Genomic DNA, 14,407 nt, shown 5'->3' with positions numbered 1-14,407 from the left:
TCTAGGCTGGAAAAACGAAGCAGCGATCCCGCCGGATGGTCAACCACATCACCCGGCCCGGATTGGGCACGAACACGTTCGGGACGGTCGCCTTGAGGATCGAGCCGTCATAGTCCATCCGAAACTCGATCAGGCTTTCGTTGCCCAGAAAGCGAGCGCGCTCGACCACGCCGCGGGCCGCAACGCCATCGGTCGCCGTCGGCAGCGGTCCCTTGCCGTTGCGATCAAAGTCCAGCCGCACATGCTGAGGGCGGAAAACGATTTCGACGTCCGTGCCATCGGGAACGCCCGGCGCCAGGAATTGACCAAATGGCGTTTGCGCCAATGCTCCATTCACCTGGGATTGCAACACATTGACATCACTAAAAAATGCCACGGCAGCCTTGTCTACGGGTCGGGTGTAGACATTGTAGGGCGCGCCCTGCTGCACGATCTTGCCGCGGCGCATCAGTGCAATCTCGTCGGCCATGCGCATCGCTTCTTCGGGCTCGTGCGTGACCAGCAGCACGGCGGCGTCCTCTTCCTTGAGGATGGCGAGGGTCTCGTCGCGGATGCCGTCGCGCAGACGGTTGTCGAGGCCAGAAAACGGCTCGTCCATCAGCATGATCCGCGGACGCGGCGCCAACGCTCGGGCCAGCGCGACCCGCTGCTGCTCGCCCCCTGACAGTTGATGCGGAAACCCGTCGATATGGCGGATCAGGTCGACCTTTCTCAGCAACTCTTCGACACGTTCCCGTTTTTGCTCTTTGGCCCCCTTCAGGCCAAAAGCCACGTTGTCGGCCACGCTGAGGTGCGGAAACAAAGCGAAATCTTGGAACATCAGTCCGATCTCGCGACGTTCCGGCGGCACCCTGAACACCGTGTCACAGACCAGCTTGCCATCGACGTAGATTTCGCCCGAGTCCTGCATTTCGACGCCAGCAATCATCCGCAACGTCGTGGATTTGCCGCAGCCCGACGGGCCCAGCAGACAGGTCACCTGCCCCGCCTGAACGGTCAGCGAAACATCATCCACCACCGTGCGCCCGCCGAACCGGCAGACCAGATTGCGGATTTCCAATCGCGGAGGAGCTGTGTTGATTGCCACCGACGGACCCCAGTTGCCTTTTCCCGATCAAATTCATCGGGCTTGCGCCGGGATAACAACCCCGCCCATCGGGCGCAAGAGAGGCGCTAGGCCAGCAATTCGAACGGCACGCCCGCGCGGACCTTGCCGTTGACCTGAATCTCAAGCCGATGCGGCCCCGGCACCAACCGAAACGTCGTGGCGTCGCCCTTGAGTTTGTGCCGCTTGCTCAGCCGCAGGCAGCCATCTGAAAGATTGGCTTGCTTGAGCTTGTGAACCTTGGGTGAGATTTTCCCTCCAGGCCGCTGAAAATGCACAATATAGTCTATCAAGACCGGCTGATCATCGGGCCCTGAAACCGACACGGTGAACTCCAGAACCCCGCCGATGCGGGCCTCGCCAATCACCGCAACGTCCACCTCAAGCGGTGCGTCAGAGTCATAGCCCAGCAGCGCCATCGCCCCGCCATGGCCGGACTTGACCAGCCCGCGCAGCGCATGTGCGGTGATCCACCGCATCTCGTCGCTGTCTTGCGCGCCCGAGGCATGCCACGCCTTCAGGCGTTTCAATGCCAAGTCGGGGTCTTTCTTGGTGATGTCGTTGAGATGGTTCGCCACCGACCGCGTGACATAACGCGTCGGATCCGAGTGCAACCGATCCAGCAGCGGCAGCGGGTCCGTCAGGTCCAGCCCGACCGCCTGCCCCCAAGGCAGCCGTGGGCGCGTGCCTTCGGAGACCAGCCGCCGGACGTGATAGCTGGAATGCCCGCACCAGTCCTTCATCCGGTCCAGCACCAGATCGGGATGGCTGTTCAAAAATGGCCGGATCGCCCATTCCATCGAAAACCGCTGAGTGATCTCTGCAAGCACATCCAGCGCCAAGTCGGGGCGGTCCGCGCCGACCTGCGCCACCCACTCGCCCAATGGGGCAAAGATGAAGTCACCGAAATCGTCATCACTCAAGGACGGGTCCAGAGGCGGCGGCAAGGCCCGCAGGATCACCGGGGCCACATCGGGCAGCGCGCCGGGAAAGGCCGTCTGCAAACAATCGGCAAACCACGCGATCCGCTGCTTCAGCTCCAGCTCCGGCAGGCGCGACATGACCCGCGCTTGGAACGCCTCTCCGTCAAAACCGGCGTCGGCCTGCGCGAACAGGCCGGCTAGGTAACGGGTCTTTTCCGCGTTGAAAAGCTGATCCTTCAGCGAAAACCCCTGCGCCACGGTCACATCGTCAGGTTGGTCGCGCCGCCATCCAGCAGGATGTTCTGCCCAACGATGAACCCGGCATGTTGCGAGCACAGAAACGCACAGGTCGCGCCGAATTCCTGCCGCGTGCCATAGCGCCGCGCCGGGATCGTGGTTGCGCGCTCGGCCCGTGCCTCGTCCAACGAGATGCCCTTCTGCGCCGAAACTCCGGCATCCAGCGAGTCCGCCCGGTCGGTGGCATGAATGCCGGGCAACAGGTTGTTGATGGTCACGCCGTAGGGCGCCACCTGCCGCGCGGTTCCGGCGACATAGCCGGTCAGCCCGGTGCGCGCCGCGTTCGACAGGCCCAGTACCGCGATGGGCGCCCGCACGGATTGCGAGGTGATGTTCACCACCCGGCCCCAACCCTTGTCCATCATCGACGGCAACAGCGCCTTCATGAAGGCGATCGGCGTCAGCATGTTGGCATCCAGCGCCTTGATGAAATCCTCGCGGTCCCAGTCGGACCACAGACCCGGCGGCGGGCCACCGGCGTTTGTTATAAGGATATCAACGCCCTGCGCGACCTCGATCACCTGCGCTTGGCCTTCGGGCGTGGTCACGTCGCAAGCGACTGTCTGCACCTCGACACCGTAATCGGCGCGCAACCGGTCGGCCTGCGCCTCCAGCGCGTCAGGCCCACGTGCGTTCATCACCAAATCGACACCTTCGGCGGCCAGCGCCTCGGCGCAGCCCAGCCCCAAGCCCTTACTGCTGGCGCAAACCAGCGCGCGTTTTCCTTGTAGTCCCAGATCCATGTGATCCCCCCTGTCAGTTGTTACCCGCATGTCTAGCACCGGCCAGACAGGGAAGACCAGATTGGCGTCGGCAAATCAGTAGAAGAACTCTTCCCGCACGATCTTGCCGTTGACCACGTGATAGACTCCGACCTCGCGCATGTCGAAAGCTTCACCGCTTTCCTTCACCTTGCCCTGCACTTCAAAAATCACGGCAAAGCTGTTTTCACCATGCAGGAACGGGTCGCTGACCGACGCGCCCGAAACCTCGTGCGCGCTTTCCCACCAATCATGTTTGCCGCGGATGCCCTCGATGCCGTGGGTCTCGCGGCCCATGCCCTGCATGTCCATCGCCTCGACCGAGACGGCATCGGCTGCATACAACTTGTCCAGATTCTCCTTGGCGCGGTTTTCGCGGCAACCCGCCACCAGTTCCTGGGCGATTTCTTTCAAATTCATTGATCCACTCCATTATTTGTTCACTATATGTTCTTATTGGCATATCCACCTGATTCGAACCACCCCCTTTGTCTTGCCTCGGCAGGATTCCCCGCCTATACGCGCCTTCATGCTTGATACCGCCTCGAACCAACCCACCCTGCCGCCCGAGATCGCGCGGCGCCGGACCTTTGCCATCATCTCGCACCCGGATGCGGGCAAGACGACCCTGACCGAAAAGTTCCTTCTGTATGGGGGTGCTATCCAGATGGCCGGACAGGTGCGCGCCAAGGGCGAGGCACGGCGTACGCGCTCGGACTTCATGCAAATGGAAAAGGACCGAGGGATCTCGGTCTCGGCCTCGGCCATGTCGTTTGACTATGGCCCCTACCGGTTCAACCTGGTGGACACGCCCGGCCACTCGGACTTTTCCGAGGACACCTATCGCACGCTGACCGCCGTGGACGCGGCCGTCATGGTGATCGACGGGGCCAAAGGCGTGGAAAGCCAGACGCAGAAGCTGTTCGAGGTCTGCCGCCTGCGCGACCTGCCGATCCTGACCTTCTGTAACAAGATGGACCGTGAGAGCCGCGATACGTTCGAAATCATCGACGAGATCCAGGAAATGCTGGCCATCGACGTGACCCCGGCCAGCTGGCCCATCGGCGTGGGGCGCGATTTCATCGGCTGCTACGACATGCTGCGTGACCGGTTGGAACTCATGGACCGCGCCGACCGCAACAAGGTGGCCGAAAGCATCGAGATCAACGGGCTGGACGACCCCAAACTGGCCGAGCATGTGCCCGCAGAACTGCTGGACAAGCTTCTGGAAGAGGTCGAGATGGCGCGCGAATTGCTGCCTGCGCTGGACCCGCAGGCGGTGCTTGAAGGCCACATGACCCCGATCTGGTTCGGCTCGGCCATCAACTCGTTCGGCGTCAAGGAACTGATGGAAGGTATCGGTGCCTTTGGACCGCAACCGCAGGTGCAATCGGCCGAACCGCGCCAGATTTCGCCGGACGAGAAAAAGGTGGCGGGCTTTGTCTTCAAGGTGCAGGCCAACATGGACCCCAAGCACCGCGACCGGGTGGCCTTTGTCCGCATGGCCAGCGGCCACTTCAAGCGCGGCATGAAGCTGACCCATGTGCGCAGCAAGAAGCCCATGGCGATCACGAACCCGGTGCTGTTCCTTGCATCCGACCGCGAACTCGCCGACGAAGCCTGGGCCGGCGACATCATCGGCATCCCCAACCACGGCCAGCTGCGCATCGGCGACACCCTGACCGAGGGCGAGGCGATCCGCGTGACCGGCATCCCGTCCTTCGCGCCCGAACTGCTGCAGGGCGTGCGCGCGGGCGATCCGATGAAGGCCAAGCACCTGGAAAAAGCGCTGATGCAGTTTGCCGAGGAAGGTGCGGCCAAGGTGTTCAAACCTTCAATCGGCTCGGGCTTTATCGTCGGCGTGGTGGGCGCGCTGCAGTTCGAGGTTCTGGCCAGCCGGATCGAGTTGGAATACGGCCTGCCGGTGCGGTTCGAGGCCTCGCAATTCACCAGTGCGCGCTGGGTGTCGGGCGACAAGGCTGAGGTCGAGAAGTTCGTAAATGCGAACAAGCAGCACATTGCCCTCGATCACGATGGCGACATCGTCTATCTCACCCGCCTGCAATGGGACATCGACCGCGTGGTGCGCGATTATCCCAAACTGACGCTTACCGCGACCAAGGAAATGATGACCTGATGCTGACCCCGCCCCCCGCCAAAGCAACAGAGGCCGTCATCGCATGACCGCAGCCGGGCCGAGCTGGGGCATCGTCTCGACGGTGCGTGGATCGGCCCGCGACATTCTGAGTTTTGCGGCCTACCACCTGGATCTGGGCGCGGATCACCTCTACCTCTACCTTGATGAGCCCAACCGTCGGGCTTTTCGCCCCCTGCGCCGCCACCCCAAGGTGACCGTCCGCATCTGCGACGATGCGTTCTGGGCAGCGCGCAAACGGGACAAGCCCGAGCGCCACCAGGTCCGCCAGACCGTTCATGCGACCTTTACCTATCGCCACACCGATCTCGATTGGCTGGCGCATATAGATGTGGACGAGTTCCTGTGGCCCACGGCCCCCATCGCGGACTTGCTGGGCGAAGTGCCCGAAACGGTGCACGCGGTTCGGGTTCGTCCGATCGAGGCCCTGGCCTGCGGCAACGATCTCTACAAAGCGTTCATCCCCCAGGGCCCCGAACGCGAAGCGCTTGTCGAAACGATCTATCCAAACTACGGCGCCTTCGTTCTGGGCGGCTTTCTGAGTCACGTACAGGGCAAGCTGTTCGTGCGCACAGGGATGGAGAACCTCAATTACCGCATCCACAATCTGTTTCAGAACAAGGTCATCTTGCCCTGCAAGACCGAGATGCCGCAGATCGACCTGTGCCACCGCCACGCCCCGGATTGGGAGCATTGGTGGTCACACTATCGGTTTCGACTGGAACGCGGCTCGTACCAGCCCGGCATGGCTCCGAACGTACATCGCGATCGGGGCGGGTTGAACATGAACGAACTGCTCAGTTGGATCGAAGCCGAAGAAGGCGAGAAAGGTCTGCGCAAGTTCTTTGACGAACTCAGCGCCACCGACCCGCAGGTTCGCGCGCGCCTGCAGGAACGGGGCCTCATCAAGCACCGACCGCTTGATCTTGAGGAAAAGCTGAAGAAACACTTTCCCGGAAGCTGCTGAATTGTTGCACGAAATCGCCAGTGACGCGATGTAGCGGTATAGATGAAACTGTCTTCATTTGACCCTGCCACACCTTTTTGTTATGTCCGCATCCAAGCCGAAACGCGCATGGTGCGCATGGCCATCCGGGCCCGGCATTTTTCATACGCGCGGGCCAGGTCAGTGTCCGCATGAACCGGACATACATGACGAAATTCAACGATCTGAACCTGAACCCCAAGGTCCTCAAAGCTATTGAGGAAGCCGGCTACGAAACCCCGACCCCGATCCAGGAAGGCGCCATCCCACCGGCGCTGGAAGGGCGAGACGTTCTGGGCATCGCCCAGACCGGCACTGGCAAGACCGCCAGCTTTACCCTGCCGATGATCACTCTGCTGGCGCGCGGCCGCGCCCGGGCGCGGATGCCGCGTTCGCTGGTGTTGTGCCCGACGCGGGAACTGGCGGCGCAGGTGGCGGAAAACTTCGACACCTACACTAAGCATCTGAAGCTGACCAAAGCGCTGCTGATCGGCGGCGTCAGCTTCAAGGAACAAGAGGCCCTGATCGACCGCGGCGTCGACGTGCTGATCGCCACGCCCGGCCGTCTGCTGGACCATTTCGAACGTGGCAAGCTGCTGCTGACCGGCGTGCAGATCATGGTCGTGGACGAGGCTGACCGGATGCTGGACATGGGGTTCATTCCCGATATCGAACGCATCTTCTCGCTGACGCCCTTTACCCGGCAGACGCTATTCTTCTCGGCCACCATGGCGCCCGAAATCGAGCGGATCACCGACACGTTCCTGTCGGCCCCGGCCCGGATCGAAGTGGCCCGTCAGGCCACCGCGTCCGAGACCATCGAACAGGGCGTCGTAATGGTCAAAGGCGGCCGCCGTGACCGTGAGGGCAGCACCAAGCGCAAGGTCCTGCGCGCACTGATCGATGCCGAAGGTGACAAATGCACCAACGCCATCATCTTCTGCAACCGCAAAACCGACGTGGATATCACCGCGAAATCGCTGAAGAAATACGGCTATGACGCGGCCGCGATCCACGGCGATCTGGACCAGTCCGTGCGCACCAGGACCCTTGAGGGCTTCCGCGAAGGAACGCTGCGTTTCCTGGTGGCGTCCGATGTCGCCGCGCGGGGACTGGACGTTCCGTCGGTCAGCCATGTGTTCAACTTCGATGTGCCCAGCCACCCCGAGGATTACGTGCACCGCATCGGCCGTACCGGCCGCGCCGGGCGCGAAGGCAAGGCCATCACTCTGTGCACGGCCCGCGATGAAAAGGCGCTGGACGCGATCCAGAAGCTGATCCAGAAGGAAATCTCACGTCTGGACAACCCGGTTCAGGCCGAACCGGCCGGGGACGAGGACAAAAAGCCAGAGAAGAGATCGCGCGCGTCGACCCGCAAGGGCGAGGGCAAATCCGAGGCCAAGGACACCGGGAAGGACAAGCCCGCCAAGGACGCTACGCCCAGGGAAACAGCCCCCAAGGACAAGCCGGCACGAGAAAAGGGCCAACGGGGCAAAAGCCGTGGACGCCGCGAAGATGGCGGACCAGCCGTCGTCGGCATGGGCGATCACCTGCCCAGCTTTATCGCTCTCAGCTTTGACGAACGCCGCGCGGGCTGACCCGCCTGCATGGCAAAAAGATCAGAAGGCGCACGGACCTCCGCGCGCCTTTTTGCATCTCAGATCGCGGCGACCAGGATCAGGATCGAGAGACCCAGCAGGACCATCCCCATAATCTCGCGCCGCGTCACCGTCTCGCGGAAGACTAGGACCGAGGCCATGAGGCTGAAAATCAGCTCCACCTGCCCCAGCGCCTTGACGTAGGCCGCGTTCTGCAGGCTGAAGGCCCAGAACCAGCAGAACGACCCGCCCAGACTGGTCAGCCCGACGAAGACGCCGGTGCGCCGCGTGTCCCACACCGCGCGCAGCTCGGCCCGGTCGCGCCAAACCAGCCACAGCGCCATCGACAGGAACTGGATCGAGACCACGACCGCCAGCGTCACCAGCGCCCGAAACCAGGCCTCGCCATCGCCCAGTTGCAGCGACGCGCCGCGATAGCTGACCGCGGAAAAGGCGAACAAGACGCCCGATCCCAGCCCCAGTTGCGAGGCGCGGTTGGTCAGGTGACGCCACCACGCCCCACTGCCGCCCGGCGTCTTCGACAACAGCAGAACCGCCAGCAGCCCCAGCAGGATGGCCGCGAACGCACCGGTTGAAACCCGGTCACCCAGCACGACAAAGCCGACGATTGCGGTCTGGATCACCTCGGTTTTCTTGAAGGTGATGCCGACGGCAAAGTTGCGCTGCTTGAACAAAGCCACGACGCAGATCGTGGCAAGTATCTGGGACAGCCCTCCGATGGCGGCATAAAGCCAGAACAGAGGCGGCAGCGTCGGCAGCGGCAGACCGCTGAGACACATCGCCCCCACCAACCCCAACAACACCAGAGGCATCGAGTAGGCAAAGCGCGCAAAGGTCGCGCCGGTCGCCGACAGCTTCACGCTGCTCAGCGACTTCTGCAGCATGAAGCGCACCGTCTGAAAGGTGGCGGCGGCCAAGGTTACGGGAATCCACATACTCATGGATCCCCTTCTGTCGTCAAATCAGGGTTTTGGCCAGAGCGGATGCGCCACCGGATCCTTGGCACGCCAGAAATACTGCCGGAAAACCTGCCCGTACGAGCGATAGACATAGGCCTCGTTGCAGGCCAGATAGCGCTCTTTCCCTCGGCGATAGAGCGCGGGCAACCGATACCATGGCGCCGCCGGGTTCATGTGATGAACGACGTGCAAGTTGTTGTTCAGAAACAGAAAGGCAAGCGGCCCTCGTTCTTCGACAATCACCGTGCGGGCGCGCGACTCTTCGTGCGCGCGGTGTTCCAGAAAAGTGCGGATCTTGACCAGCGCCAGTCCCAGATAGGCCGAAAGGACAAAGGCCCAGACCGGCATCGCTGATTGCGCCGCGATCCACAGAACCACCGCCACGCCCGGCAGATGGAAAGCCCAGGCCAGCCAGATGTCGCGGTCCCCGCGCACCGCACCGCGCCAGTCGTCGCGCAGAAAAGCCAACTGGCCGATGATCGGACCCAGCGCCATGCGCCCCAACAGCGTGTTGTTCGCCTGATAGACCCACCGCTGCCACCGCGGCAGCCTGACCCAGACCGCCGGGTCCAGATAGTTGGTTTCCGGATCGTCATAGGGGTCGGTCAGGTTGGCATCCTGATGGTGCGCCAGATGCAGATCGCGAAAGCGGATGTAGGGGATGAACAGGGTCAGCGGCAGAGCCATCAGCGCCTCGTTCAACCACTTTGCACGGAACGGGTGGCCGTGCAGCGCTTCATGCGTCAGCGAAGAATGCAGCGCCGCGACGACACCCATCATCGGCACCGCCAGCCACAGCGACCACGCCGCGACGCCGAAAATTGCAATCAGCCAAAGGGCATAGCAGGCAATGATCAGGGCAAAGGTCGGCCATTCGGGAGATTTGGGGGTGGTCGCCTCAGCCATGTCGCCCCCAGGAGATTCCGGCCCAGATGCGTTCGTAAATCACGTAGAGCGTCAGCCCGATGGCCGTGTTCACCACCGCCAATGCGCCTCCGATAGCGGCCGAGCCGGTGGCGACCAGCCCCACCACGGTCATGACCGCAAGGCCCATCGCATTCCAAATGATTGCCTTCACGACAGATCTTCGCCGCGTTTCCATTCCGGTCCCCAGTCTTTTTTGCTTTTCAAACAAGCGTTACCTGCCGCCGGCCTTGTCGAGAATTCCGAATATGATTAACAAATCTTAGCGACCGTGATATTTATCATCACATGCAGGAAAATTTCGACAAGCGAGACCGCGCCGCGCAGTTCCGCCTGCGCCTGGCCCGTGCGATGGACCAACGGAAGATGAGCCAAAGCGCACTGGCGCGCACCATCGGGGTCGATCGCTCGACCGTGTCCCAGTTGCTGACCGATACGGGCGCGCGCCTACCCAACGCCCATGTGGTGGGCAGCTGCGCCTCGGCTCTGGGAGTGTCGGCGGATTGGCTGCTCAGCCTCTCGGATCGCCCCGAGAGCGCGGCCGAGCTGCTGGCCAGTTCGCTGACCATGACCGAGGCCCCCCGCGCGCTGGTCGACGAACGCATCTTTGAATGGCACCAGCAGGCCGCGGGCTACAAGATCCGCTATGTTCCGGCCACCCTGCCCGACATGCTGAAAACCCGCGCCGTGCTGGAATGGGAATACGCGCCGCATCTGGGCCGAACCGCCGACCAGGCCATCGGCGCCTCCGAGGACCGACTGACCTGGATGCGCGGTGCCCAGTCGGACTATGAAATCGCCATGCCGCTGTACGAGATTCACAGCTTTGCCCATGGCACCGGCTACTATGACGGGCTGCCCCTGCAGGTGCGGCTGGACCAGATCGAACACATGCTGGAGCTGTGCGAACAGCTGTATCCGCGCATGCGCATCTACCTGTTCGATGCCAAGCGACTCTATTCCGCGCCGGTCACCATCTTTGGGCCGCTGCTCTGCGTGTTCTATGCCGGCAGCCACTACATGGCCTTTCGCGACCGGGACCGGATCGAGGTTTTTACGCGCCATTTCGATACTTTGGTCCGCGAAGCTGATCTGACCGCCCGGCATTTCCCGACCCATCTGCGCCAGCTGCGCACGGCCATTTCGGTAGGGTGACATCAGCGCACGGGTGCAATTTCCCGCCCGATCGCCTATATTGAGTTGCGCGAAAATCCGAACGATCCGACCCAAAGGAGGATATCAGGAATGGACGCTCTCAAAACCGCTCAATACGCGCGCGCCCTGTATTCGGCGCATGGCGACAAGGCCGAGGCCGAAGCCGCCCAGAAAGCCCGCGAATTCGAAGCCGCAGGAAACGTGGAAGAGGCACAGAACTGGCAGGCCGTCCGCGCCTCGATCCGCCAGATGCGCGGCCCAAACCAGGGCTAAAGCTTGGGGTCGGGGTTAACGGTATGCCCATCGACGGCGATGACCTGCCCCGACACCAACCGTGCCGCATCCGAGGCCAGGAACACCGCCATGGCGGCAATGTCATGCGCTTCGACGAAGCGGCCCATTGAAGTACCCGCCGCATAGCCCCGATAGACCTGATCGCGGGTCATGCCCTTGGCGGCCGCTTCGCGCTGCAGCACGCCCTCCATCCGAGGGCCTTCCACCGCGCCGGGGCAGATGACGTTGCAGCGCACGCCGTGCGGCCCCAGCTCCATCGCCAGGGTCTTGCCCAACCCGATCACCGCCCATTTCGCCGCCGCATAGGGCGCGCGGTTGGGATAGCCGTACTGCCCGGCGGTCGAGGATGTGATCAGCACCACGCCGCGCCCCTGCCGTTTGAGCATCGGCGCCGCGTATTTCGCGCACAGAAACGCCCCGTCCAGATTGACGGAAATACATTTTTGCCAATCGCTTAGCGCCACATCTTCGACCAATGCGGTCGGCCCCGCGACCCCCGCATTCGCGCACAGAACGTCCAAACCGCCCCACTGCACCGCGATCTCGCCGAACAGCTCTGCGACGGCAGCCTCATCCGACACATCTACCTGCGACCACCCCCAGTGATCCGGGCAGGCCCGTAACGCCTCGGCGTCCACATCCGCCACCCAGACCTGCGCGCCGGCGGCGTCGAACGCTTCGGCCATCGCGCGCCCCACGCCCGAGGCCCCGGCGGTGATCAGAACCCGACCGGTCATGACGGTTTGCGGATCGCCGCCCCTGCGCCCTCGGGATAGGGCAACCCGGCCTGCGCTTCGGCGATGCGGGCCATTGCGGCTTCGATCTGCGGCGACGGCGCACAGGGCCGACGGGTTTCCAGGCTGACATGCAGCAGAAAGCTCTCGCCCGTGGCCAGCAGTTTGCCGCCCTCGTACATGCTGTGGAACAGGTGCAGCTTCTTGCCCTGCCCCAACAGCATCTGCGTGCGCACCTCGATTTTCGCCCCGGCATGGGCCTCGTCCAGATACCGGATGTGGTTTTCAGCCGTGAAATAGCTGCCGCCCGAGGCGATGTAGTCGGCATCGCAGCCGATGATCTCCATGAAACGGTCGGTCGCTGCGGCAAAGGCCTCGAGATACCGCGCCTCGTTCATGTGACCGTTGTAGTCGGTCCAGTCCAGCGGCACCGCGCGGGCCAGCGTCAGGATCGGCTGGCTCAGATCGGCCTGATCCAGCGTCGGCAGGGCACCCGGCTTCAGCAGCGCGTCATGCCGGTTCAGCACTGCGCCCGCGCCCCAGTCGCGCGCCTTCAACGCCCGCATCATGCCCACCAGATTGTTGTCGCGAATGCGCTCCAACTCGCGGATCGAGTGCATCCCCGATTGCGCGTCCGACTGGTCGGCGATCATGTCGACCAAATCGTCGGTGAAGTCAGGCACATCCATCAGCTTGGTCCAGGGCCATTTCAACGCCGGGCCGAACTGGGCCATGAAGTGCCGCATCCCGGCCTCGCCCCCGGCCACGCGATAGGTCTCGAACAGGCCCATCTGCGCCCAGCGGATGCCAAAGCCCATCCGGATCGCCTCGTCCACCTCCTCGGTCGTGGCCACGCCGTCCTTGACCAGCCACAGCGCCTCGCGCCAGACGGCCTCGAGGAACCGGTCGGCGATATGCGCGTCGATCTCCTTGCGGACCTGCAGCGGGAAAAAACCGACCGAGCGCAACACGTCCTTGGCCTGCCCGACCTGTTCAGGCGGGTTGACGGCCGAGGGCACCAATTCGACCAGCGGCAGCAGATAGACCGGGTTGAACGGGTGCGTCACCACGATCTGTTCGGGCCGCAGCGCGCCTTCCTGCAGCTCGGATGGTTTGAACCCGCTGGTCGAGGACCCGATGATCGCCCCCGAATCACAGGCCTCCTGTAGCCCCTTGTAGACCTTCCGCTTCAGATCCAGACGCTCGGGCACGCTCTCCTGTATCCAAGTGGCCCCCTGCACCGCGTCGGCCATGTCGCCATGAAAGCTCAGCGCGCCTTCGGGCGGCAGCGGCACATCGCTCAGCCCGGGCAACGACCGCCGCGCGTTGTCCAGGACCTCGCCGATCTTGCGCTCGGCCTCGGGGTCCGGGTCGAACACCCGCACGTTCCAACCATTCAGCAGAAACCGCGCGGCCCATCCGCCGCCGATCACGCCGCCACCGATGATCGCTGCCGTCTTCATCTTCTCTCCTTCGCCCCGAACGTTCACGCCGCACCGGGGGCCATCGTTGTTCGACAGAATTTCCGAGGGTCGCCCCGCCGTCAGGTCGCCACAGGCGCCCGTTTGACCAATCCCAGTTTATCGCGCACCTCAGCCGGCCCGATCACCCGCGCGCCCATGTTCTCGATGATCGTTCCGGCGCGTTCGACCAGTTGCCAGTTTTCGGCCAGCACCCCCTTGTCCAGCCATAGATTGTCCTCGAGCCCCACGCGCACGTTGCCGCCCGCCAGAACCGAGGCCGCCACATAGGCCATCTGATGCCGCCCCAGCGAGAACGCGCTGAAGGTCCAGTCGTCGGGCACGTTGTTCACCATCGCCATGAAGGTGTTCAGGTCGTCCGGCGCGCCCCACGGCACGCCCATGCACAGCTGCACCAGCGCATTCGGGGCCAGAACGCCCTCTTTCACCAGTTGCTTGGCAAACCACAGATGGCCAGTGTCAAAGGCCTCGATCTCGGGCTTCACGCCCAGATCGGTCATCATCTGCCCCATCGCCCGCAACGCGCCCGGCGTGTTGGTCATCACATAGTCGGCCTCGGCAAAGTTCATGGTGCCGCAATCCAGCGTGCAGATTTCGGGCAGACACTCGGCCACATGGGCCACGCGTTCCGAGGCACCGATCATGTCGGTCCCCTCGGCCACGGGAAAAGGGGCTTCGACTCCGCCGAACACGATGTCACCGCCCATGCCGGCGGTCAGGTTCAGAACCACGTCCACCTCGGCGTCGCGGATGCGGTCCGTCACCTCGCGATACAGGTCAAGACGGCGGCTGGGCGCGCCGGTTTCGGGGTCGCGCACATGGCAATGAACCACCGCCGCCCCGGCCTTGGCGGCCGCGATCGCACTGTCGGCGATCTGCTTGGGCGAACGCGGCACATGCGGGCTGCGATCCTGCGTCCCACCCGAGCCGGTCACGGCACAAGTGATGAATACTTCGCGGTTCATTTCCAAAGGCATGGTGTTATCCCCAAGTTATACACGGCTTCGCCATGGGT

General features: G+C 63.2%; 15 protein-coding genes. 5 read left to right on the top strand and 10 right to left on the bottom strand.

The features are described 5' to 3' along the window. Position 1 precedes the first annotated feature (1 nt). The 4 genes from ACR0NB_RS03735 to ACR0NB_RS03720 form a co-directional block, all read right to left on the bottom strand. Entirely contained in the window at positions 2 to 1,087 is a 1,086-nt protein-coding gene (locus ACR0NB_RS03735; protein ID WP_170338320.1) for an ABC transporter ATP-binding protein, read from the bottom strand. Positions 1,088 to 1,173: 86 nt separating this feature from the next. Further along, positions 1,174 to 2,286 (bottom strand): hypothetical protein, encoded by a 1,113-nt coding sequence (locus ACR0NB_RS03730; RefSeq protein ID WP_480774973.1) that lies wholly within the window; start codon positions 2,284 to 2,286, stop codon positions 1,174 to 1,176. Between the two features lie 2 nt (positions 2,287 to 2,288). Continuing rightward, complete coding sequence (locus tag ACR0NB_RS03725) at positions 2,289 to 3,068, bottom strand: SDR family oxidoreductase (protein WP_480774972.1); 780 nt, start codon at positions 3,066 to 3,068, stop codon at positions 2,289 to 2,291. A gap of 75 nt (positions 3,069 to 3,143) precedes the next feature. Then, on the bottom strand, positions 3,144 to 3,506 hold the full coding sequence (locus ACR0NB_RS03720) for a nuclear transport factor 2 family protein (protein ID WP_093962268.1): 363 nt from the start codon (positions 3,504 to 3,506) through the stop codon (positions 3,144 to 3,146). A gap of 109 nt (positions 3,507 to 3,615) precedes the next feature. Here ACR0NB_RS03720 and ACR0NB_RS03715 point away from each other — a divergent pair, with 109 nt between their 5' ends. The 3 genes from ACR0NB_RS03715 (at position 3,616) to ACR0NB_RS03705 (ending at position 7,824) form a co-directional block, all read left to right on the top strand. Next, positions 3,616 to 5,223 carry a peptide chain release factor 3 gene (locus tag ACR0NB_RS03715; protein WP_170449811.1) on the top strand — a complete coding sequence of 536 codons (1,608 nt, stop codon included), beginning with the start codon at positions 3,616 to 3,618 and terminating at the stop codon, positions 5,221 to 5,223. A gap of 43 nt (positions 5,224 to 5,266) precedes the next feature. Further along, on the top strand, positions 5,267 to 6,208 hold the full coding sequence (locus ACR0NB_RS03710; RefSeq protein WP_170370584.1) for a glycosyltransferase family 2 protein: 942 nt from the start codon (positions 5,267 to 5,269) through the stop codon (positions 6,206 to 6,208). Positions 6,209 to 6,393: 185 nt separating this feature from the next. Next, positions 6,394 to 7,824, top strand: a complete 1,431-nt coding sequence (locus ACR0NB_RS03705) for a DEAD/DEAH box helicase (protein WP_170595746.1) — start codon at positions 6,394 to 6,396, stop codon at positions 7,822 to 7,824. A gap of 59 nt (positions 7,825 to 7,883) precedes the next feature. On the opposite strand, the gene ACR0NB_RS03700 is transcribed toward ACR0NB_RS03705, so the two are convergent. Genes ACR0NB_RS03700 through ACR0NB_RS03690 form a run of 3 tightly spaced genes read right to left on the bottom strand, consistent with a single transcriptional unit; the run spans position 7,884 to position 9,906 of the window. Then, complete coding sequence (locus tag ACR0NB_RS03700; RefSeq protein ID WP_480774971.1) at positions 7,884 to 8,786, bottom strand: EamA family transporter; 903 nt, start codon at positions 8,784 to 8,786, stop codon at positions 7,884 to 7,886. Between the two features lie 21 nt (positions 8,787 to 8,807). After that, positions 8,808 to 9,710, bottom strand: a complete 903-nt coding sequence (locus ACR0NB_RS03695) for a fatty acid desaturase (RefSeq protein ID WP_480774970.1) — start codon at positions 9,708 to 9,710, stop codon at positions 8,808 to 8,810. Continuing rightward, positions 9,703 to 9,906 carry a DUF2061 domain-containing protein gene (locus ACR0NB_RS03690; protein ID WP_170366137.1) on the bottom strand — a complete coding sequence of 68 codons (204 nt, stop codon included), beginning with the start codon at positions 9,904 to 9,906 and terminating at the stop codon, positions 9,703 to 9,705. The genes ACR0NB_RS03695 and ACR0NB_RS03690 overlap by 8 nt, the downstream gene beginning before the upstream one ends. Before the next feature lie 110 nt (positions 9,907 to 10,016). On the opposite strand from ACR0NB_RS03690, the gene ACR0NB_RS03685 reads away from it, so the two are divergent. Next, positions 10,017 to 10,883 carry a helix-turn-helix domain-containing protein gene (locus ACR0NB_RS03685; RefSeq protein WP_480774969.1) on the top strand — a complete coding sequence of 289 codons (867 nt, stop codon included), beginning with the start codon at positions 10,017 to 10,019 and terminating at the stop codon, positions 10,881 to 10,883. Between the two features lie 90 nt (positions 10,884 to 10,973). Then, a complete protein-coding gene (locus ACR0NB_RS03680) occupies positions 10,974 to 11,156 on the top strand; it encodes a hypothetical protein (RefSeq protein ID WP_093962276.1) in 183 nt (60 codons plus the stop codon). Here the strand turns inward: ACR0NB_RS03680 and ACR0NB_RS03675 are convergent. From ACR0NB_RS03675 to bcoG, 3 genes are all read right to left on the bottom strand, one after another. Then, complete coding sequence (locus tag ACR0NB_RS03675; RefSeq protein WP_260063093.1) at positions 11,153 to 11,914, bottom strand: SDR family oxidoreductase; 762 nt, start codon at positions 11,912 to 11,914, stop codon at positions 11,153 to 11,155. The genes ACR0NB_RS03680 and ACR0NB_RS03675 overlap by 4 nt on opposite strands. Beyond that, a complete protein-coding gene (locus ACR0NB_RS03670) occupies positions 11,911 to 13,374 on the bottom strand; it encodes a carnitine 3-dehydrogenase (protein ID WP_480774968.1) in 1,464 nt (487 codons plus the stop codon). Before ACR0NB_RS03670 ends, ACR0NB_RS03675 begins: the two co-directional genes overlap by 4 nt. Before the next feature lie 80 nt (positions 13,375 to 13,454). Continuing rightward, positions 13,455 to 14,369 carry a 3-dehydrocarnitine:acetyl-CoA trimethylamine transferase BcoG gene (gene bcoG, locus ACR0NB_RS03665; RefSeq protein WP_170528766.1) on the bottom strand — a complete coding sequence of 305 codons (915 nt, stop codon included), beginning with the start codon at positions 14,367 to 14,369 and terminating at the stop codon, positions 13,455 to 13,457. Positions 14,370 to 14,407 lie beyond the last annotated feature (38 nt).

Source organism: Ruegeria sp. CG3, assembly GCF_056537205.1.
This window is presented reverse-complemented; position numbering and strand designations above follow the sequence as displayed.